This window comes from Rhodococcus shunpengi, from assembly GCF_048381395.1.
Lineage (GTDB): Bacteria > Actinomycetota > Actinomycetes > Mycobacteriales > Mycobacteriaceae > Rhodococcus.
Window position 1 is genome coordinate 23,320 of record NZ_JBLWIU010000005.1, and the last position, 17,787, is coordinate 41,106.

Here is a 17,787-nt window from a genome sequence, read left to right on the forward strand (position 1 = left end):
GACCGTGCAGGACGACGGCCGCAGCGTCCGGGGCGATCCGGTCGCGAACGTCGCGACCGATGACCCCCGGTCGCGGACACGACGGAAGGCGCTGCACCTCACACTTCCCGGGTGTTGGGGTGCAGTGCTTTTCGCGTGCCTGTCGTTCACTCCGTCGCTGCTCCCACGCGGCGGGCTCCTACAGGGGATGATCTGCGGGATCACTGCCGCGATCGGATACGGTCTCGGTGTGCTCGTCGCGTTCGTGTGGCGTGCGTTCGCCGACCGTCCTCCTCGACCTCCGAAGGCGACGTCGTGGTGGATCTTCGGTGTCAGTGCGGTGGTCCTTCTCGCGGTCTTCTTCGGACTCGGTCAGTACTGGCAGCACGAGATCCGCACTCTGATGGGGGTTTCCGAGTACAACCTGGCACTCACGGTTCTCTCTCCGGTCGTCGCGATCGTGATGTTCGCCGTGCTGCTGGCGATCGGACGTGGAATTCGTGCCCTGTATCGCTGGGCGGCAAGGACTCTCGACCGGTGGATCGGGCAGCGGGCCGCGAACGTCGTGGGGTGGGTCCTCGTCGCGGGATTCGTGTACGCGCTCGTCTCCGGAGTGCTCCTCGCCGGCTTCATCGACGCGGCCAACGCGGCGTTCTCGGCGAGGGACGCGAGAACCGAGGAAGGTGTGCAGCAGCCGACGACCCTTCTCCGCTCGGGTGGGCCGGATTCGGTCGTTCCGTGGGATTCCCTCGGGTGGCAGGGGCGAATCTTCGTCGGACAGGGGCCGACCACCGAACAACTCGGGGAATTCACCGAAGGTCCTGTCCTCGAACCGATCCGGATCTACGCCGGGCTGGCGTCGTCCGAGGACACCGAGGGTCGCGCGGCACTGGCGGTCGAGGACCTGACGCGGGCGGGTGGGTTCGAGCGCAGCAACCTGGTCGTCGTGACGACGACGGGGAGTGGCTGGGTGGACCCGGCCCTGGTGGACTCCGTCGAGTACCTCACCGGCGGCGACGTCGCGACGGTCGCGATCCAGTACTCCTATCTGCCCTCGTGGATCTCGTATCTCGTCGACCAATCGAAGGCCCGGGAGGCCGGACGCGATCTGTTCGACGCGGTCTACGACGTCTGGTCGAAACTCTCTCCCGGTGCCCGCCCCCGACTGCTCGTGGCGGGGGAGAGCCTCGGTTCGTTCGGTGGTGAGACGGCGTTCAGCGGCGAGTACGATCTGCGCAACCGCACGTCGGGCACGGTCTTCGCCGGACCTCCGAACTTCAACGTCCTCTTCCGGGAGTTCAGCGATCGCCGGGAGGCCGGCAGCCCCGAGATCGAACCCGTCTTCCGGAACGGTCGCACGGTGCGGTTCACGAACGACCCGCAGGCGGAGATCCCGCCGGCGGACGGGCCGTGGGAGGGGAGCCGGGTGCTGTATCTGATGCATCCGTCGGACCCGATCGTCTGGTGGAGTCCACGCCTGATCACGAGCGAACCGGACTGGATCGGCGAAGCCCCCGGCCGCGACGTGCTCGAGGACATGGTGTGGATCCCGTTCGTGACCTTCTGGCAGGTCACGGCCGACCTGCCCTTCTCCACGGGCGTTCCGGCCGGCCACGGCCACAAGTACAGCACCGAGTACGTCGACGCCTGGGCCGTCGTCCTGCAATCCCCGGAGATCACACCCGACGATATCGACGAGCTGAAAGCAATTGTCGGAGAGAAGGAATGACTGCTCCGGTCGGAATCGGTGTCCGGTGCCGGGTCAGTGCGCCGCGAGTCGCCGCCACCAGGAGGTCTTCGGTGCGGGGACGGAGATCTGCGGGACGGGGGTGCGCAGCGTGAAACTCCACGTCTCGATGTCTCGCGGGTCGAGTTCGTCGTCGCGGCGCCCGACGTAACGGAACCCGAGCCAGGCCCCGTGGGCCTCCTCGACGAGCTTGCGGGGGTGGAAGGGCAGGGACTCCGGGGGAGGGGGCACGTTCGGCGGCCAGCGGAGCGGATGCTCACCCGCCCAGAACGGGCGCTCCCACACGAACGGGAGTCCCTGGTCCTCGAAGAACTCGACGGTGTTCGCCCCGAAGCTGCGGCGCAGCGTGCCGCACTCCCACACGGCGAACGATCCCCACGCGCCGGCCGGATCGGAGGCCAGCAGGCACGTGCGTTCGGCGGCGGGCGTGCGCAACCACATCGCGGGTAGCTCCGAGGGGTGGCGCAGCGCGAACCGGCGATTCGACACCACCGTCACGCCGGGATAGCTACCGATCCAGAATCGTTCGACGCTGTCGTCCTCGCCGGTATCCCCGGCTTCGGTCAGCGGTACCCGTCCGCCTGGATCGACCTGGAGATCCGGGAACAGTCGTGACAGAAGTGCTTGTGCCGCATCGCGATCCGGGGAGAACTCGTGGAGGACCGCTGCGGGATCGGGTGCGTCGACGTACCAGAGCGTCGACACCGTCGCCGACATCGTCGACGACTTCCTCAGACGCGCCCGTTACTGCGCACACCGAGCAGCACGTCGTCCCACGAGGGCAGCGCGGGCTTACCGCGCTTGTCCTTCGCGGGAGCCTGTGCCGCACGTGATGCGTCGGTGTCGTCGGGCACCGTGACGGCGACGGCGGTCTCCTCGTCGGCGACCGGCTCGGGCGCCGGTTCGTCGGCGGCGGGAGCCTCCAGCGCGATCGGGGCGTGCCGCTCGGCGTTCTCCGCCTCGGTGGAATCGTCGACGTCGCGCGCCGAGTAGACCGGGGTCAGGTAGCGCAGGGGACGACCGCAGTCGGGATCGACGAGATCGGCGGCGATGTCGTCGAGCGCGGTGATCGTGCCGCCGTGAGCATCGGGCTGGTAGCGCCAGTGGGCGCGGTTCGTGGAGCGACCGGCGTGCCATCGCAGCTGTGCGACCCAGAAGCCCTCGTCGTCGCGCCAGGCGTCCCACTCGGCCTCGTCGAGGCTGTGTCCGCGAGCGCGGAAGGCCTGCGTGACGATCTCGTGGAGGGTCTCGACGGCGGGGCCGTCGGGGCGGACGGGATGCCCCTTCTTGGCCATGTCGGCCGCCCGGGACCGCTCGAGCAGGACGGGATAGGCGAACCGTTCGACCTTGGCGACCGGGATCCCGGCCTCGTCGGCCACCTGCTCGACCGAGGCGCCGCCGCGGATGCGGGCCTGGATCTCGCGAGGACGGAGCTGGCTGGTCGTCTCGATCTGGATCTGGCCGAGACGGGCCAGATCACCGCGAGCGGCCGCGCGCAGGGTGTCGTCGACGGGAATGCGGAACTTGTCCCCCGTCGTGGGATCGGCGAGCACCACATGCTTAGCATCGGGCTCGAGACCGACCACTCGAAGCTCTCGCACCTTGACCTCCTCGCGCCGATCGCGATTGACCCGCCCGACTGTAACCGACCTGGATATTTTTCGTGGCCGGACACGCCGCGCCACGCCGAGCGACATCGCAAGAAATCCGACGCGGCGCGTTATCGTCCAGGGTTCGCCGAAATGTCTCGATGCGAGGTCGAGACTATGACGACAACGGGGCCGGATCCGACATCGGACCCGGCCCCGCTGTGCGGCGTGCTCAGAGCTGGGAGACGACCCAGTCGATGCTCTTGGTCAGCTGCGTGACGTCCTCGGGGTCGATGGCCGGGAACATGCCGATGCGCAGCTGGTTGCGGCCGAGCTTGCGGTACGGCTCGGTGTCGACGATGCCGTTGGCCCGCAGGATCTTCGCGACCTGCGCCGCATCGACGGAGTCGGCGAAGTCGACGGTGCCGACGACCTGCGAACGCAGCGACGGATCGGCGACGAACGGCGTCGCGTACTCGGAGGCCTCGGCCCACTCGTACAGGCGCGAGGACGAATCCTTCGTGCGCGCGACGGCCCAGTCGAGGCCGCCGTTGCCGTTGAGCCACTCGATCTGGTTGGCGAACATCAGCAGGGTGGCCAGCGCCGGGGTGTTGTAGGTCTGGTCCTTGCTGCTGTTGTCGACGGCGATCGGCAACGACAGGAACTCGGGGGTGAAGCGACCCGACTCCTTGATCTCGGCGACACGCTCGAGCGCGGCCGGGCTCATCAGCGCGATCCACAGGCCGCCGTCGGCGGCGAAGCTCTTCTGCGGGGCGAAGTAGTACACGTCGACATCGGAAATGTTCACCGGCAGGCCACCGGCACCCGAGGTCGCGTCGATCGCGATCAGGGCGTTGTCGGAACCGGCAGGACGCTGCACGGGGACCGCGACACCCGTCGACGTCTCGTTGTGCGCCCAGCCGATGAGGTCGGCCGACGCATCGGCGACGATCTCCGGAGCCGAGCCCGGCTCCGAACCCACGACGATCGGGTCGCCGATGAACGGGTTCTTCTTCGCGACCGTCGCGAACTTCGACGAGAACTCGCCGTAGGTGAAGTGCTGCGAACGCTCCCGGATCAGACCGAAGGCCGCGGCGTCCCAGAAAGCGGTGGTGCCACCGTTGCCGAGGACGACCTCGTAGCCCTCGGGCAGGGAGAACAGGTCGCGCAGACCCGAGCGGACACGGGCGACGACGTCCTTGACCGGCTTCTGCCGGTGGCTGGTGCCGAACACCGAAGCGCCGACGTCGACCAGCGACTGCAGCTGCTCGGGACGAACCTTGGACGGGCCGCAGCCGAAGCGGCCGTCTGCGGGCTTGAGGTCGGCGGGAATGATCGGTGACGCGTCTGCCATCGGAATGCGTGTCCTAAGAGTCGAGGGACATGGTGCACAGGTAGTCTAGACCGCCCCCTCGGAGCCCCGGCCGGGCGCTGGTCGGCCCGGCCGAGGAAGAGGCATCAGCGATGCGTGATCGAATCCCAGCCCGTGACCTCGGAGGCAGGGCGCGGATCGGGGCCGGTGTAGATCGCCGCGGGACGCACGAGCTTGCCCAGACGCTTCTGCTCGAGGATGTGGGCGCACCAGCCGGCGGTCCGACCGCAGGTGAACATCGCGGGCATCATCGCTGCGGGGACCTCGGCGAAATCGAGGATCACCGCGGCCCAGAACTCGACGTTGGTCTCGATCGCCCGGTCGGGACGACGCTCGCGCAGCTCGGCCAGGGCAGCTTGCTCGAGCGCGGCCGCCGCCTCGAAACGGGGAGCGTCGAGCCGCTTCGCGGTGCTGCGCAGCACCCGGGCGCGGGGGTCCTCGGCACGGTAGACGCGGTGACCGAAGCCCATGAGCTTCTCCTTGCGGTCGAGGATGCCCTTGACCAGGCCGCGCGGATCGCCGGTGCGTTCGGTCTCCTCGATCATCGGCAGCACGCGCGCGGGAGCACCGCCGTGCAGCGGGCCGGACATCGCGCCGACCGCGCCGGAGAGCGAGGCGGCCGCGTCCGCGCCGGTCGAGGCGATGACCCGGGCGGTGAACGTCGAGGCGTTCATGCCGTGCTCGGCCGCCGAGACCCAGTAGGCGTCGATCGCCTCGACGTGCTTGGGATCCGGGTCGCCCTTCCACCGCACCATGAAGCGCTCGGTGACGGTGCTCGCCTCGTCGACGCGCTGCTGCGGCACGGCGGGCTGGTAGATGCCGCGGGCGGACTGGGCGACATAGGACAGGGCCATCACCGCGGCGCGGGCGAGATTGTCGCGGGCGGTCGCATCGTCGATGTCGAGCAGCGGACGGAAGCCCCAGATGGGTGCGAGCATCGCCAGACCGGCCTGGACGTCGACGCGCACGTCGCCGGTGTGGATCGGCAGGGGGAACGGCTCGGCCGGGTGCAGACCGCGACCGAACTCGCCGTCGACGAGCAGGGCCCACACGTCGCCGAAGGTGATTCCCTTCTCGACGAGCTCTTCGATGTCGACCCCGCGATAGCGCAGCGCGCCACCGTCCTTGTCGGGCTCGGCGATGTCGCTCGTGAAGGCGACCACGCCTTCGAGTCCTGCGACGAAATCCTCGGGAACTGACGCGCGCGCTGCCATGACGGTTGGGCTCTCCTCGTTCGAGCACGGCCCGGTCCGAGCCGCGCTGCCGGTGGAATGAGGTCACCGTCAGGTGTGATCGGCGCCCCACTCGGGTCGTCGTGAAAACTGTAGCGCCCGTGGTCCGAGCGTCGCCGCCCGGATGCCGGGAGTACCGTCGTCGTTCGTGCCGTCCGATTTCCCGTTGCCGCGCCCCGAGGGTGACGACCTCGCGCGTATGCGTGTCGACTACAGCCCGGCCGGGCCGACCGACGAGTCCCCGGCCGACCGCGATCTCACCCCCGGCGATGTCGCCGAGGGCTGGCTTCCGCTGGTGCGTACGTGGTTTGCGAACGCGGTCGCCACCGCGGTGCCCGAGCCGAACGCGATGGTGCTCGCGACCGTCGACGAGCACGGACACCCGGCGACCCGCACCGTGCTGTGCAAGAAGATCGACGCCGACGGCCTGACCTTCTTCACCAACTTCGAGTCCGACAAGGGCCGCCATCTGGCCGGGCACCCCTATGCCTCGGCGACCTTCCTCTGGTTGCCCGTCTACCGGCAGGTGACCGTCCGCGGACCGGTCGTCCGCGTGTCCGACGAGGAGACCCTCGCGTACTGGCAGACGCGGCCGCGCGGATCCCGCCTGGGCGCATGGGCGTCGAAGCAGTCGCGTCCCGTGGCCGAACGCGCCGATCTCGAGCACGCCCTCGTCGAGGCCGCCGAGCGCTACGAGGTCGACGACGACATCCCGGTGCCGCCGTTCTGGGGCGGATTCCGCATCGTCCCCGAGTCGGTCGAGTTCTGGCAGGGCCGGCCCAACCGGTTGCACAACCGGATCCGGACCCGGCTGGTGGACGGTCGCTGGATCACCGAGCGTCTGCAACCGTGAGGCGGCTGCTCGCCGACACCACACCGCTGCGCAACAAGGACTACGCCCGGCTGTGGTGGGCCGGGATCGTCACCGTCATCGGTGCGCAGATGGCGGTCGTCGCCGTTCCCCAGCAGATCTACGAGATCACCCGGAACTCCGCCTATGTGGGGCTGACCGGTGTGTTCGGGCTCGTGCCGCTCGTGGTCTTCGGACTGTGGGGAGGGGCGCTCGCCGACGCGATGGACCGCCGCAAGTTGCTGCTCATCACCTCCACCGGTCTCGGCGTCACGTCCGTGTTGTTGTGGGTGCAGGCGGCGAGCGGGCTGAACAACGTGTGGGTGCTGTTGTGCCTGTTCTCGCTGCAACAGGCGTTCTTCGCGGTGAACCAGCCGACCCGCGCGGCGATCATCCCTCGGCTGCTGCCGGTAGGGCAGATCGCAGCCGCCACCTCGCTGAACATGACCGTCGTGCAATTCGGCGCCATCGCGGGCCCGCTGTTCGCCGGGGCCCTCATACCCGTCGTGGGACTGTCCACCCTCTACCTGCTGGACGCGATCTTCCTGCTGGCAACGCTGTGGGCGGTGGTGCGACTCCCGGCGATTCCGCCGCTCGGCGAGGTCACCAAGGCCGGGCTGCGCGCGGTCTTCGACGGCTTCCGGTACCTGTCCGGCCAGAAGATCCTGCTGGCGTCGTTCGTCGTCGACATCGTCGCCATGGTGTTCGGGATGCCGCGTGCCCTGTTCCCGCAGATCGCCCACGAGTCGTTCGGCGATCCGGCGCAGGGCGGCTTCGCCCTCGGTCTGCTGTTCGCGGCGATGTCGGTCGGCGCGGTGGTCGGCGGCGTCTTCTCCGGATGGCTGCCGCGGGTGCAGCGCCAGGGTCTCGCCGTGATCGTGTGCATCGTCCTGTGGGGCGTGGCGATGGTCGGCTTCGGCGCCGCGGTGTGGTGGGCCGAGCCCGACGGCAGCGGTCTGCTGCTGTGGGTCGCCCTGTTCTTCCTGGCGTTCGGCGGGGCGGTCGACATGGTGTCCGCGGCCTTCCGCTCGACGATGCTGCAGACCGTCGCCACCGACGAGATGCGCGGCCGGTTGCAGGGCGTGTTCATCGTCGTCGTCGCGGGAGGACCGCGCATCGGCGACGTGCTCCACGGCGCCGCCGCGGCCGCGGCAGGAACCGCGGTCGCCGCGGCCGGCGGCGGCGTCCTCGTGATCGTCGGCACGCTCGTGTGCGTCGTCGCCTTCCCGGCCTTCGTCCGGTACCGGGTCTCACGCACTCTCGGATGACGGACCTGCGGAGTCGCCCGGCAGGGGAGCACGCAGCTCGGTGACGGCGATGCGCGCGGCCTCACCGATCGCAGCGTCGACGACCGGCAGTACGGGATCCGCGCGGGCGGCGCGGGTGAACACCGCGACGGCGATCGGATACTCGCCGGGGAACTCGACGACCGCCACCTCGTTGCGGATGATGCCGATCGTGCCGGTCTTGCCGGCGATCGCGACCCCGCGATGCGGGAAGCCCGACGCGATGCGGTGCGGCCAGACCTGGGCGCGCATCACCTGCTGCGCGAAGGCGGTGCTCTCGGGCGAGAGCACCGAGCCCGACCACACGGCCTCGAGCAGCCGGGTCATCTCCTCCGGGGTGGTCGCGCTCGTGTAGGCCGGGTCGTACGCCGAGACGGTCCAGGCGGCATCGATGTCGGTGAGCGCCCGGAACGCCTCGACGGTGGTGCGGGTGTCCGTCTCCTCGACGAGACGCTGATAGACGTCCGCCGTGCCACCGATGATCCGGGTCCGTGTGAGTCCGAGGCGCGCGAGCAGTTCCTCGACAGCGGTCGTGCCGATCTCGCCGAGCAGCACGTCGGCCGCCGCGTTGTCGGACACCGTCATCATCGATGCGGCCACGTCGCGTCGGCTCATCGTCACCGGATCCCGGAAGCTCGCGATCCCGGTCGGGCCGGGGGTGCAGTCCGACGGCACGATCCGCAGCTGCCCGGATGCGTCGAGCCGGCCTGCGTCCACCTCCGCGCAGAACGCGAGGAACAACGGAAGCTTGTACACCGACGCGAGCACCACGCGTTCGTCCCCGCGCACCGACAGCATCGCCGCACGCGGATCCGAACACCGGCGGGCGTGCAGCCATCCCGTGCACCCGGCATCCGCGAACACCGCCCGGATCCGGTCGACCGCACTGTCTCGCCGTTCCTCGCCGTTCACCGGACCCGTTCCTTGAACAGCACGCGGTCGAGGGTGTCGACGTGCGCACCGACGTCGGCGTCGGCACGGCGGACGATGCGCACCCGCAGGGCCAGTGCGGACGGAGCCCAGTCCAGCCAGGCCACGCCGGGCACCGAGCCGGGTGGTGAGGTCGACATCCCGAAGTGGGTACCGGCGGCCACGGCGGCGAGCACCGCGCGGTCGTCCGCCGCCGGGGTGGTCTCGACATCGAGTCCTCGTTCGCGCAGCAGATCCTGCACCGCGTCGAAGGCCGCGGGGTTCCCCGTCCGCGGCGGCGCGGCGAACGTCAGGTCGGAGAGCATCGGCAACCGGGGCCGGTCGGAGCGGGCGCTGCGGTGGTCGTCCGGCACGACCAGCCATCGCCGGAGTTTGACCACCGGTCCGGCGTCGAGTCCTTCGGTCAGGGCCGGATGTTCGACGACGGCGAGATCGCACATGCCCGAGCGGACGGCGTCGACGAGTTCGACGGTGCTCGCGGAACGCGTCGACACCGTCGCCTCACCGCGTCTGCTCAGAGCGGTGACGCACAGAGTGACCAGACGGTCGGGTAGTGCGCGGGTGGCACCCCAGTGCAGAAGACCCCGGGCGCGGGCGACGCGTCCGGCCTCGGCGAGGAAACGATCGGCGTCGTCGACGAGGAGACGAGCGCGGGGGAGCAACTCGGCTCCGGCGGGCGTGAGGACCGCTCCCTGCCTGGTGCGATGCACGAGTTCGGAACCGAGATGCTGCTCGAGTTTCCGAAGTCCTTGTGACAGAGGAGGTTGCGTCATGTCGAGCACCGCTGCGGCCCGGCCGAAGTGTCCTTCCTCCGCGACGGTGACGAAGAACCGGAGGTGGCGGATCAGGTCCATGGCAGGGGATTCAATCAGTACGGGCGGACGATTCGCCGACCCGGCGTGTCGCGCGGCCGGATCCCGTCCGTCGTTCCCGTCTCCAACAGCGGCGATAGTTTTTCCGACTCGTGCGGACGGCGGGTGGGTATTGGCGGGACGATTCCCGTCGGTGGTGTCCTGTCGGCATGACACCCACCGATTCACTCCTCCGGAACAGATTGTCGCGCAGGGGTTTTCTCCAATCCGCCCTTGCCCTGTCCTCCGTCGCCGCAGTGGCGGCCTGCGGGTCGCAGGACGGTCCGGTCGACACGATCCCGTCGACGACGGCCGATTCGGTGCCCGACACACAATTGCTCGCCGCCGGTGTCGACGAGCGTCTCCGGGAGATCGAGGACCGCTACGCCGTACGACTCGGTGTGGTCGCGCAGTCGCCGGTGACCGGGCGCGTCCACACCTACCGGGCCGACGAACGGTTCGCGATCTGTTCTCCGTTCAAGGTCTACGCCGCCGCCGCGATCCTGCGACTCGAGGCGGAAGGATCCCTCCGTCTCGACGAGACCCTCCCGATCGACCCGGAGGACATCGTCGTCAATTCGCCGGTGACCTCGGAACATCAGGGGCGCGTACTGCCGATCGACCGGCTGTGCGAGGCCGCACTCACCCGCAGCGACAACACCGCCGGAAACCTGATGCTCCAACGGATCGGCGGACCCGAGGCCGTCACCGCCTTCGCCCGTTCCGTCGGGGACGAGACCACCCGGCTCGATCGCTGGGAACCCGAACTCAACGAGGCGGCACGGGGCGACGAGCGCGACACCACCACCGCTGCCGGACTCGCCCGCGGCTTCCGGGAGGTGCTCCTCGGCCCGGGGCTGCCCGCTCCGCAACAGCGGACTCTGCTCGGCTGGATGCGCGCGACCACCACCTCGGACACCCGGATCCGCGGGGGATTGCCGCCGGGATGGACGTCGGCGGACAAGACGGGCGGGGGCAATCACGGGACGGTGAACGACGCCGGGGTGGTGTGGTCGCCGGACGGGCAACCGCTGCTGCTGGCGATCCTGTCGGACTCGACCACCGGTGACCCCGACGCGCCCCTCGAGGGCGCGCCCGTCGCGGAGACCACCGCCGTGCTGGTCGACGCACTCTTCGCCGTGCCGTGAGTACAGGGGCCGGCGTGGGGCACCGATACGCGCAGATCCCCGCGTAACGACCTTGGTGAGACCCGGGTAGTATTGCCGCAGGTTATCGGCGTGTGCCGGCCTTGCGGCGCAGTCGCGGAGGGTGCGGGCGAGCGTTCGGAACCCACATGGACGACATACCGATCGGGGACTTTCGGCGGACCCTGCCTCAGCGCATACCCCGCGCTACGGCTAGGTTCTACGTGAATGTCCGGAAGTTTCTCGTAGGTCTGAGCTTGAGAGGGATCCTTCGTGCCCGCTGAGAATGACACCAACCCCACCCTCAGCTACCCCGGTGGCGAACACACGATGTCGATCGCCAAGGCGACGGAAGGCAATGACGGTATCGAGCTGGGCAAGCTCCTCGCGGCGACCGGGTACACCACCCTCGACCCGGGTTTCGTCAACACCGCCTCCACGAAGTCGGCGATCACGTACATCGACGGCGAGAAGGGCATTCTGCGGTACCGCGGATACCCGATCGAGCAGCTCGCCGAGAAGTCGACGTTCATCGAGGTCAGCTACCTGCTGATCTACGGTGAGCTGCCGACTGCGGAGCAGCTCGAGGTCTTCACCGACAAGATCCGCCGCCACACCCTCCTGCACGAGGATCTCAAGCGGTTCTTCGACGGCTTCCCGCGCAACGCGCACCCGATGCCCGTCGTGTCGAGCGCGGTCAACGCCCTGTCGGCGTACTACCCCGACTCCCTCGATCCGGACGACTCCGAGCAGGTCGAGCTGTCGACGATCCGTCTGCTCGCCAAGCTGCCGACCATCGCGGCCTACGCCTACAAGAAGTCGGTCGGTCAGCCCTTCCTCTACCCCGACAACTCGCTGTCGCTGGTCGAGAACTTCCTGCGCATGACCTTCGGCTTCCCGGCCGAGCCCTACGAGATCGATCCCGAGATCGCTCAGGCGCTCGACATGCTGCTCATCCTGCACGCCGATCACGAGCAGAACTGCTCGACGTCGACGGTGCGCCTCGTCGGTTCCTCCGACGCCAACCTCTTCACGTCCATCTCGGGCGGCATCAACGCACTGTGGGGCCCGCTGCACGGCGGCGCCAACCAGGCCGTGCTCGAGATGCTCGACGGCATCCAGAAGTCCGACGGCGACGTCAAGGACTTCGTCCGCAAGGTCAAGAACAAGGAAGACGGCGTGAAGCTCATGGGCTTCGGGCATCGCGTCTACCGCAACTACGACCCGCGGGCCGCGATCGTCAAGAAGACCGCCGACCGCATCCTCAAGAAGCTCGGTGCGGGCGACGAACTGCTCGAGATCGCCATGAAGCTCGAAGAGGCCGCCCTCACGGACGACTACTTCATCGAGCGCAAGCTGTACCCGAACGTCGACTTCTACACGGGCCTGATCTACCGTGCGATGGGCTTCCCGGACCGCATGTTCACCGTGCTGTTCGCCCTGGGTCGCCTGCCCGGCTGGATCGCGCACTGGCGTGAGATGCACTCGGACCCGACCCTGAAGATCGGCCGTCCGCGTCAGATCTACACCGGTTACACCGAGCGCCCGTACACGTCCCTCGAGGAGCGCTGAACCCTCGTAGCGACCGGAAAGATCGACCGAATCCCGACGAGGAGACACGCATGACAAAGCCCGAAATCGAGTTCCAGGAGGGTCCCGCCCCCACCCAGTTGGTCATCAAGGACCTGGTGGTCGGCGAAGGTGCCGAAGCGGAGCCCGGATCGAAGGTCGAAGTCCACTACGTCGGGGTCGAGTTCGATACCGGTGAAGAGTTCGACTCGTCGTGGAGCCGTGGTGAGTCCATCACCTTCCCGCTGTCCGGTCTGATCGCCGGCTGGCAGGAGGGCATCCCGGGCATGAAGGTCGGCGGCCGTCGTCAGCTGACCATCCCGCCGGAGCTCGCCTACGGTCCCGCCGGATCGGGCCACCGCTTGTCGGGCAAGACGCTCGTGTTCATCATCGACCTGCTCGCCGTGCAGGTGCCGCCGGAGGTTCCGACGGTCGAACCGGCCACCGGCCCGGCGCCCGCCGATCTCGTCATCGAGGACATCACCATCGGTGACGGCGACGAAGCGCAGCCCGGCGGTGTGGTCGACGTGCACTACCACGGCGTGGAGTACGACACCAACGATGTGTTCGACTCGTCGTTCGCTCGTGGCGACTCCGTCCGCTTCCCGCTCGGACGTCTGATCCCGGGCTGGCAGGAAGGCATTCCGGGCATGCGCGTCGGTGGACGCCGCAAGCTCACGGTGCCCCCGCAGCTCGCGTACGGACCGGCCGGTTCCGGGCATCCGCTCGGAGGCAAGACGCTGGTCTTCGTGATCGATCTGCTCGGCGTCGGATAACCGGACCCGCAACGACATCCGAGGCCCGCAATACCGGTGAGACCACCGGTGTTGCGGGCCTCGTCGTCGTTCAGTTCCGGGGCGCCCCGAGCATCGACAACGCGAGGTCGACATAGTTGCGGGCCAGATCGTCGACGTCCACGCGGCCGGGCCGGTACCAGCGGGCGACGTCGATCCCCAGCGACAGGATCGCCAGCGCTGCGGTGGGCACGTCGCCGACCCGGAACGCGCCACTGTCGACACCCGAGGAGATGACCTCCCGGACCACGGCGTCGGTGCGCCTGCGGATCTCCGCGATCTCGCGGTAGTGCTCCTCCGAGAGCGCGTGCAGTTCGTACTGCGCGACCCGGCAGGTGGTGTGGTGCACGGCGTGGATCCGCACGAAACGGTCGACGATGGCGCGGATCCGCTCGATCGGGTCGGTGGAACTCGCGGCGGCGCTCTCGACCTCCTCGAGGACGTGGTGGTGCCCGTTGCGGCCGGCCTCGAAGAGTACGGCCTCCTTGGACGGGAAGTGCACGTAGAGCGCCGCGGGGCTCAACCCTGCGCCGACGGAGATGTCGCGGGTGGTGGTCGCGTGGTAGCCGCGGCGTGCGAAGGACTCCACCGCGGAGGCGACCAGCCGGCGCGCGACCTCGGATCCACCGCCTGGCAGCGCTGTGACAAGAGAGGCGTCGGGGGTCTGCTCGGGTGTGTCGGTCACGGGGTCCGTCCTGCGGGTCGCGGAGAAGGCGTCGTTGACATCATGCACCGTCGTTGGTCTACTGAGTGAGCGCTTAGTTCGCTCTTGCTCAGTTCGTTCCTGCTGAGTTCGTTCCTGCTACGGCCGATATCCGAGTCGCCCGAAAGGATCCTCGATGCCCTCTCCCGTACTGTCCCGCCGCGACCTGGACTTCCTCCTGTACGACTGGCTCGACATCGAGTCCCTCACCGCTCGGGACCGCTTCGCCGAGCACTCCCGGGAGACCTTCGACGCCGTGCTCGACCTGAGTGCCGACATCGCCACCAAGCACTTCGCGACCCACAACAAGAAGGGCGACGCCCAGGAACCCCGCATCGGTGAGGACGGTCGCGTCGAGATCATCCCCGAGGTCAAGGACGCGCTCGACCTGTTCTGCAAGGCAGGACTCCTCGCCGGCGGGTTCGACGAGGAGCACGGCGGCATGCAACTGCCGGTCACCGTGCAGCGCGCATCGATGGCGTGGTTCCAGGCCGCGAACGCCGGCACCTCGGCCTATCCCTTCCTCACCGCCGCCAACGCGAGCCTGCTGGTCACCCACGGCAGCGACGAGCAGATCGAGACCTTCGTGCCGCCGATGCTCGAAGGCCGCTTCTTCGGCACCATGTGCCTGTCCGAACCGCAGGCCGGTTCGTCGCTCGCCGACATCACCACCAGGGCCGTGCCCGCCGCCGACGGCACCTACCGGCTGACCGGCACCAAGATGTGGATCTCCGGCGGTGACCACGAACTCACCGAGAACATCGTCCACCTCGTCCTCGCCAAGATCCCCGGCGGACCGGACGGCGTGAAGGGCATCTCGCTGTTCATCGTCCCGAAGTTCCTCGTCGAGGCCGACGGCACGCTCGGCGAACGCAACGACGTTGCGCTCGTCGGCCTCAACCACAAGATGGGCAACCGCGGCACCACCAACACCCTGCTCAACTTCGGCGAGGGCGTCCACACCCCGGGCGGTGAGGCCGGCGCGGTCGGCTATCTGCTCGGTGAGGCGCACAAGGGCCTGTCGTACATGTTCCACATGATGAACGAGGCCCGGATCGGCGTCGGCTTCCTCGCCACCTCCCTCGGCTACGCCGGGTACCTGCAGTCGCTCGACTACGCCCGTACCCGCACGCAGGGTCGGCCGCTCGGCGCCAAGGATCCGGCCTCGCCGCAGGTGCCGCTCGTCGAACACGCCGATGTGCGACGAATGTTGTTGGCGCAGAAGTCCTATGTCGAGGGAGCGCTCGCGCTGGGGCTGTACTGCTCGAAGCTCGTCGACGTGCAGCGCACCGCCGAGAGCGACGACGAGAGCACCCGCGCCGGTCTGCTGCTGGACCTGCTCACTCCCATCGCGAAGTCCTGGCCGTCGCAGTGGTGCCTCGAGGCCAACAGCCTCGCGATCCAGGTGCTCGGCGGCTACGGCTACACCCGCGAGTTCGACGTCGAGCAGTTCTACCGCGACAACCGCCTCAACCCCATTCACGAAGGCACGCACGGCATCCAGGGTCTCGACCTGCTCGGCCGCAAGGTGATCATGCAGGGCGGTGCCGCTCTCGCGCTGCTCGGCGAAGCGGTGGGAGAGACCATCACCCGGGCGACGCAGGCCGGGGGTGACGCCGCCGCCTACGCGGAGCAACTGGGCTCGGCCGTGGCGCGCGTCGCGGAAACGACCGCGACGTTGTGGTCCACCGGCGATTCCGCTGTGGCCCTGGCCAACTCGTCGGTCTACCTCGAAGCTGTCGGGCACGTGGTGGTGGCGTGGATGTGGCTCGAGCAGCTCCTCGCGGTGGGCGACCGCGAGGGCGACTTCTTCGATGGGAAGCGCGCCGCCGCGCGGTATTTCTTCCGCTTCGAACTGCCCAGGACCGGTCCGCAGTTCGATCTGCTCGCGAGTCTCGACCGCACGACCCTCGACGTGTCACCGTCGGTTCTGTAGCGACACCTTCCAGGCGACCGTCAACGACCCGCCGACCGGTAGCGCATGCCACCGGTCGGCGTGGTCGTCGAAGGTGTCCACGATCCGGTCGACCACCGGGGTGACGTCGTGCGCGGACACATATGCCGGAAGGCTCCGCGCCAGACCGCGCCGCACCTCCCAGACGGGAACGGCGATGCGCGCCAGTGTCTCCGACCTGACCGTGTCGGCCTCCGCGCGCGGCGACATCGTCTGCTTCTTCGACCGGCGACGCCGTCCCGCGCGGGTCCGCTCCGCGTTGTCGACGGGCCAGAACATGCCGTTGCCGCCCGCGGCCAACTGCCCGAAGACTCCGAGTTCGATACCCGCCTCCCTCTCGACCAGCAGGTGCACGAGGTCGTGGGGGAGATAGGGGTGACCGCCCGGGCCGTTGCGCGGAGCGAGCTCCGGACCGGTGCCGCGGTGCACCGCGATCTCGTACCCGATGCCGGGACCCTTCGTGAAGACGACGCGCATGCTCGTCACGTTAGGCCCCGGGGGTAGGAGATCGCATCCGATTTTCAGGCGGACGCACGCTCGACGAGCAACGACAAGGCGTGACGCACCGTCTTCGCGAGCACATCCTGGGGATCACCGTCGAAGCGCTGCTCCTCGCTGCGGGTGCCGTCCGGACCGGTCGTGGCGAAGCAGACCGTGCCGGGCGGCCGGCCGTCCTGTGGGTCGGGTCCACCGGCGCCGCTCACGGCGACGACGATGTCCGCGCCCAGGAGGCGGGAGGTGCTCTCCGCCATCGTGCGCGCCGCGCTCTCGCACACGACCGGGCCTTCCGCAACCTCGAGCAGGCCGTACTTGACCTCGCGCGAGTACGCGACGATGCCGCCGCGGAACCAGTCGGAGCTGCCCTTCGCGGCACCCAGGCGGGCTGCGAGCGTGCCCGCGGTGAGCGACTCCGCGCAGCCGAGTGTCAGCTCCTTGTCGGAGGCGAGCCGTGCCAGCTGCTCGATCAACTCGTCGGAGGTGTCCGTCCCCTCCACCACGTCGTCATCGGCCATGCGTGTCTCCTTCCAGAGCATCGGGTCGCACCCAGCGGGTGAGCAGGGTGCCGTCGTCGTCGCACACCAGGTGCGCACGTCGCAGGGGTGTCAGAGCGGCGGTCGGCGAGTGCGCGATACGCGCGGCGTTACCGGCGGCCAGGACCGGAGCGCAGGTCAGGCACAGCTCGTCGACGACGCCGTCCTCGATCAAGCGGCCGAACAGATTCGGTCCGCCCTCGCACAGCACCCGGAGCCAACCCGCCTCGCCGATCGCCGCGAGCAGGGAGGGCCCGTCGATCACCGCGTCGGCGATGACGCGGACGTCGCCTCCGGCGGCCTCCACCGCGCGCCGGGCGGTCTCGGGGGCTCGTGCGGTCGTGAAGACCACCGGTGGGATCGTCGTGTCGGTGAACAGGCGCAGGTCGGACGGCAGGTCGCACGAGGCGGTCACCACCGCGACCGGCGGTATCGGAGAAAGTCCGGCCTCCTCGCGGCGCGCGCGCAGGGCCTCGCTGGTCCTCGCGCCGCCGTAGTTCTCGGCCCGCACGGTGCCCGCGCCCACAAGGATCACATCGGCGAGTTCGCGCAACAGCCCGAAGACCTTCTTGTCGGCGGGCGAGCCGAGGGCACCGGATCGTCCCTCGACCGCCACGGCTCCGTCGAGGGAGGACACGAAGTTGATCCGCATCCACGGCCGGGGCAGGTCGTCGGGGTAGGCGTAGAGAGCGCGCAGCGCCGTGTCGTCCACGTGCTGCGCCGCATCGGTGTCGTCGAGTCGTCGCATGTCGCCG

At 69.0% G+C, this 17,787-nt stretch carries 17 protein-coding genes and 1 pseudogene; 8 read left to right on the forward strand and 10 right to left on the reverse strand.

The window, feature by feature from the left end; genetic code table 11:
* Window positions 1-4 precede the first annotated feature (4 nt).
* Window positions 5-1,708, forward strand: a complete 1,704-nt coding sequence (locus ACNJ7K_RS00280) for an alpha/beta hydrolase (protein WP_487040963.1) — start codon at window positions 5-7, stop codon at window positions 1,706-1,708.
* A 33-nt stretch (window positions 1,709-1,741) separates the two neighbouring features.
* Here the strand turns inward: ACNJ7K_RS00280 and ACNJ7K_RS00285 are convergent, their stop codons facing one another.
* From ACNJ7K_RS00285 to ACNJ7K_RS00300, 4 genes are all read right to left on the reverse strand, one after another.
* Window positions 1,742-2,443 (reverse strand): DUF6928 family protein, encoded by a 702-nt coding sequence (locus tag ACNJ7K_RS00285; protein WP_487040964.1) that lies wholly within the window; start codon window positions 2,441-2,443, stop codon window positions 1,742-1,744.
* A 14-nt stretch (window positions 2,444-2,457) separates the two neighbouring features.
* Window positions 2,458-3,327: a septation protein SepH gene (gene sepH, locus ACNJ7K_RS00290; RefSeq protein ID WP_183070646.1), complete on the reverse strand. Its 870-nt coding sequence runs from the start codon at window positions 3,325-3,327 to the stop codon at window positions 2,458-2,460.
* 220 nt (window positions 3,328-3,547) lie between these two features.
* A complete protein-coding gene (gene serC, locus ACNJ7K_RS00295) occupies window positions 3,548-4,669 on the reverse strand; it encodes a phosphoserine transaminase (protein ID WP_060651998.1) in 1,122 nt (373 codons plus the stop codon).
* A 104-nt stretch (window positions 4,670-4,773) separates the two neighbouring features.
* Complete coding sequence (locus tag ACNJ7K_RS00300) at window positions 4,774-5,901, reverse strand: citrate synthase 2 (RefSeq protein ID WP_487040965.1); 1,128 nt, start codon at window positions 5,899-5,901, stop codon at window positions 4,774-4,776.
* A gap of 184 nt (window positions 5,902-6,085) precedes the next feature.
* On the opposite strand from ACNJ7K_RS00300, the gene pdxH reads away from it, so the two are divergent.
* Complete coding sequence (gene pdxH / locus ACNJ7K_RS00305) at window positions 6,086-6,772, forward strand: pyridoxamine 5'-phosphate oxidase (RefSeq protein ID WP_487041006.1); 687 nt, start codon at window positions 6,086-6,088, stop codon at window positions 6,770-6,772.
* Entirely contained in the window at window positions 6,769-8,037 is a 1,269-nt protein-coding gene (locus ACNJ7K_RS00310; protein ID WP_159416588.1) for an MFS transporter, read from the forward strand. Before pdxH ends, ACNJ7K_RS00310 begins: the two co-directional genes overlap by 4 nt.
* Here ACNJ7K_RS00310 and ACNJ7K_RS00315 read toward each other — a convergent pair.
* Together ACNJ7K_RS00315 and ACNJ7K_RS00320 are read right to left on the reverse strand one after the other, a co-directional pair.
* Window positions 8,020-8,967, reverse strand: coding sequence for a serine hydrolase (locus ACNJ7K_RS00315; protein WP_487040966.1), 948 nt, complete (start codon window positions 8,965-8,967; stop codon window positions 8,020-8,022). The genes ACNJ7K_RS00310 and ACNJ7K_RS00315 overlap by 18 nt on opposite strands.
* Entirely contained in the window at window positions 8,964-9,839 is an 876-nt protein-coding gene (locus ACNJ7K_RS00320; RefSeq protein ID WP_487040967.1) for a LysR family transcriptional regulator, read from the reverse strand. Before ACNJ7K_RS00320 ends, ACNJ7K_RS00315 begins: the two co-directional genes overlap by 4 nt.
* Before the next feature lie 167 nt (window positions 9,840-10,006).
* Here ACNJ7K_RS00320 and bla point away from each other — a divergent pair, with 167 nt between their 5' ends.
* The 4 genes and pseudogenes from bla to ACNJ7K_RS00340 all read left to right on the forward strand — a co-directional run bounded on the left by bla (window position 10,007) and on the right by ACNJ7K_RS00340 (window position 13,326).
* Window positions 10,007-10,984 (forward strand): class A beta-lactamase, encoded by a 978-nt coding sequence (gene bla, locus ACNJ7K_RS00325; protein WP_487040968.1) that lies wholly within the window; start codon window positions 10,007-10,009, stop codon window positions 10,982-10,984.
* Between the two features lie 270 nt (window positions 10,985-11,254).
* A complete protein-coding gene (locus ACNJ7K_RS00330) occupies window positions 11,255-12,553 on the forward strand; it encodes a citrate synthase (protein WP_016694482.1) in 1,299 nt (432 codons plus the stop codon).
* 50 nt (window positions 12,554-12,603) lie between these two features.
* Window positions 12,604-12,954 (forward strand): annotated as a pseudogene (locus ACNJ7K_RS00335) (FKBP-type peptidyl-prolyl cis-trans isomerase); the annotation flags it as partial.
* 6 nt (window positions 12,955-12,960) lie between these two features.
* Window positions 12,961-13,326, forward strand: coding sequence for an FKBP-type peptidyl-prolyl cis-trans isomerase (locus ACNJ7K_RS00340; RefSeq protein ID WP_039958015.1), 366 nt, complete (start codon window positions 12,961-12,963; stop codon window positions 13,324-13,326).
* Between the two features lie 70 nt (window positions 13,327-13,396).
* Here the strand turns inward: ACNJ7K_RS00340 and ACNJ7K_RS00345 are convergent, their stop codons facing one another.
* Window positions 13,397-14,077 (reverse strand): TetR/AcrR family transcriptional regulator, encoded by a 681-nt coding sequence (locus ACNJ7K_RS00345; RefSeq protein WP_159416586.1) that lies wholly within the window; start codon window positions 14,075-14,077, stop codon window positions 13,397-13,399.
* Between the two features lie 106 nt (window positions 14,078-14,183).
* Here ACNJ7K_RS00345 and ACNJ7K_RS00350 point away from each other — a divergent pair, with 106 nt between their 5' ends.
* Entirely contained in the window at window positions 14,184-15,983 is a 1,800-nt protein-coding gene (locus ACNJ7K_RS00350) for an acyl-CoA dehydrogenase (RefSeq protein ID WP_487040969.1), read from the forward strand.
* Here ACNJ7K_RS00350 and ACNJ7K_RS00355 read toward each other — a convergent pair.
* Genes ACNJ7K_RS00355 through ACNJ7K_RS00365 form a run of 3 tightly spaced genes read right to left on the reverse strand, consistent with a single transcriptional unit; the run spans window position 15,966 to window position 17,780 of the window.
* Window positions 15,966-16,478: a hypothetical protein gene (locus tag ACNJ7K_RS00355; RefSeq protein ID WP_487040970.1), complete on the reverse strand. Its 513-nt coding sequence runs from the start codon at window positions 16,476-16,478 to the stop codon at window positions 15,966-15,968. The two genes, ACNJ7K_RS00350 and ACNJ7K_RS00355, sit on opposite strands and share 18 nt — an antisense overlap.
* Before the next feature lie 44 nt (window positions 16,479-16,522).
* Window positions 16,523-17,014 (reverse strand): CinA family protein, encoded by a 492-nt coding sequence (locus ACNJ7K_RS00360; RefSeq protein ID WP_120281564.1) that lies wholly within the window; start codon window positions 17,012-17,014, stop codon window positions 16,523-16,525.
* On the reverse strand, window positions 17,004-17,780 hold the full coding sequence (locus ACNJ7K_RS00365; RefSeq protein ID WP_487040971.1) for a pyrimidine reductase family protein: 777 nt from the start codon (window positions 17,778-17,780) through the stop codon (window positions 17,004-17,006). The genes ACNJ7K_RS00360 and ACNJ7K_RS00365 overlap by 11 nt, the downstream gene beginning before the upstream one ends.
* Window positions 17,781-17,787: the final 7 nt, after the last annotated feature.

Excerpts from the sequence above, each read along its gene's own strand:
- ACNJ7K_RS00285 (WP_487040964.1), bottom strand. The coding sequence starts at position 2,443 with ATGTCGGCGACGGTGTCGACGCTCTGGTACGTCGACGCACCCGATCCC.
- serC (WP_060651998.1), bottom strand. The coding sequence starts at position 4,669 with ATGGCAGACGCGTCACCGATCATTCCCGCCGACCTCAAGCCCGCAGAC.
- ACNJ7K_RS00300 (WP_487040965.1), bottom strand. The coding sequence starts at position 5,901 with ATGGCAGCGCGCGCGTCAGTTCCCGAGGATTTCGTCGCAGGACTCGAA.
- ACNJ7K_RS00320 (WP_487040967.1), bottom strand. The coding sequence starts at position 9,839 with ATGGACCTGATCCGCCACCTCCGGTTCTTCGTCACCGTCGCGGAGGAA.
- bla (WP_487040968.1), top strand. The coding sequence starts at position 10,007 with ATGACACCCACCGATTCACTCCTCCGGAACAGATTGTCGCGCAGGGGT.
- ACNJ7K_RS00350 (WP_487040969.1), top strand. The coding sequence starts at position 14,184 with ATGCCCTCTCCCGTACTGTCCCGCCGCGACCTGGACTTCCTCCTGTAC.
- ACNJ7K_RS00355 (WP_487040970.1), bottom strand. The coding sequence starts at position 16,478 with ATGCGCGTCGTCTTCACGAAGGGTCCCGGCATCGGGTACGAGATCGCG.
- ACNJ7K_RS00360 (WP_120281564.1), bottom strand. The coding sequence starts at position 17,014 with ATGGCCGATGACGACGTGGTGGAGGGGACGGACACCTCCGACGAGTTG.
- ACNJ7K_RS00365 (WP_487040971.1), bottom strand. The coding sequence starts at position 17,780 with ATGCGACGACTCGACGACACCGATGCGGCGCAGCACGTGGACGACACG.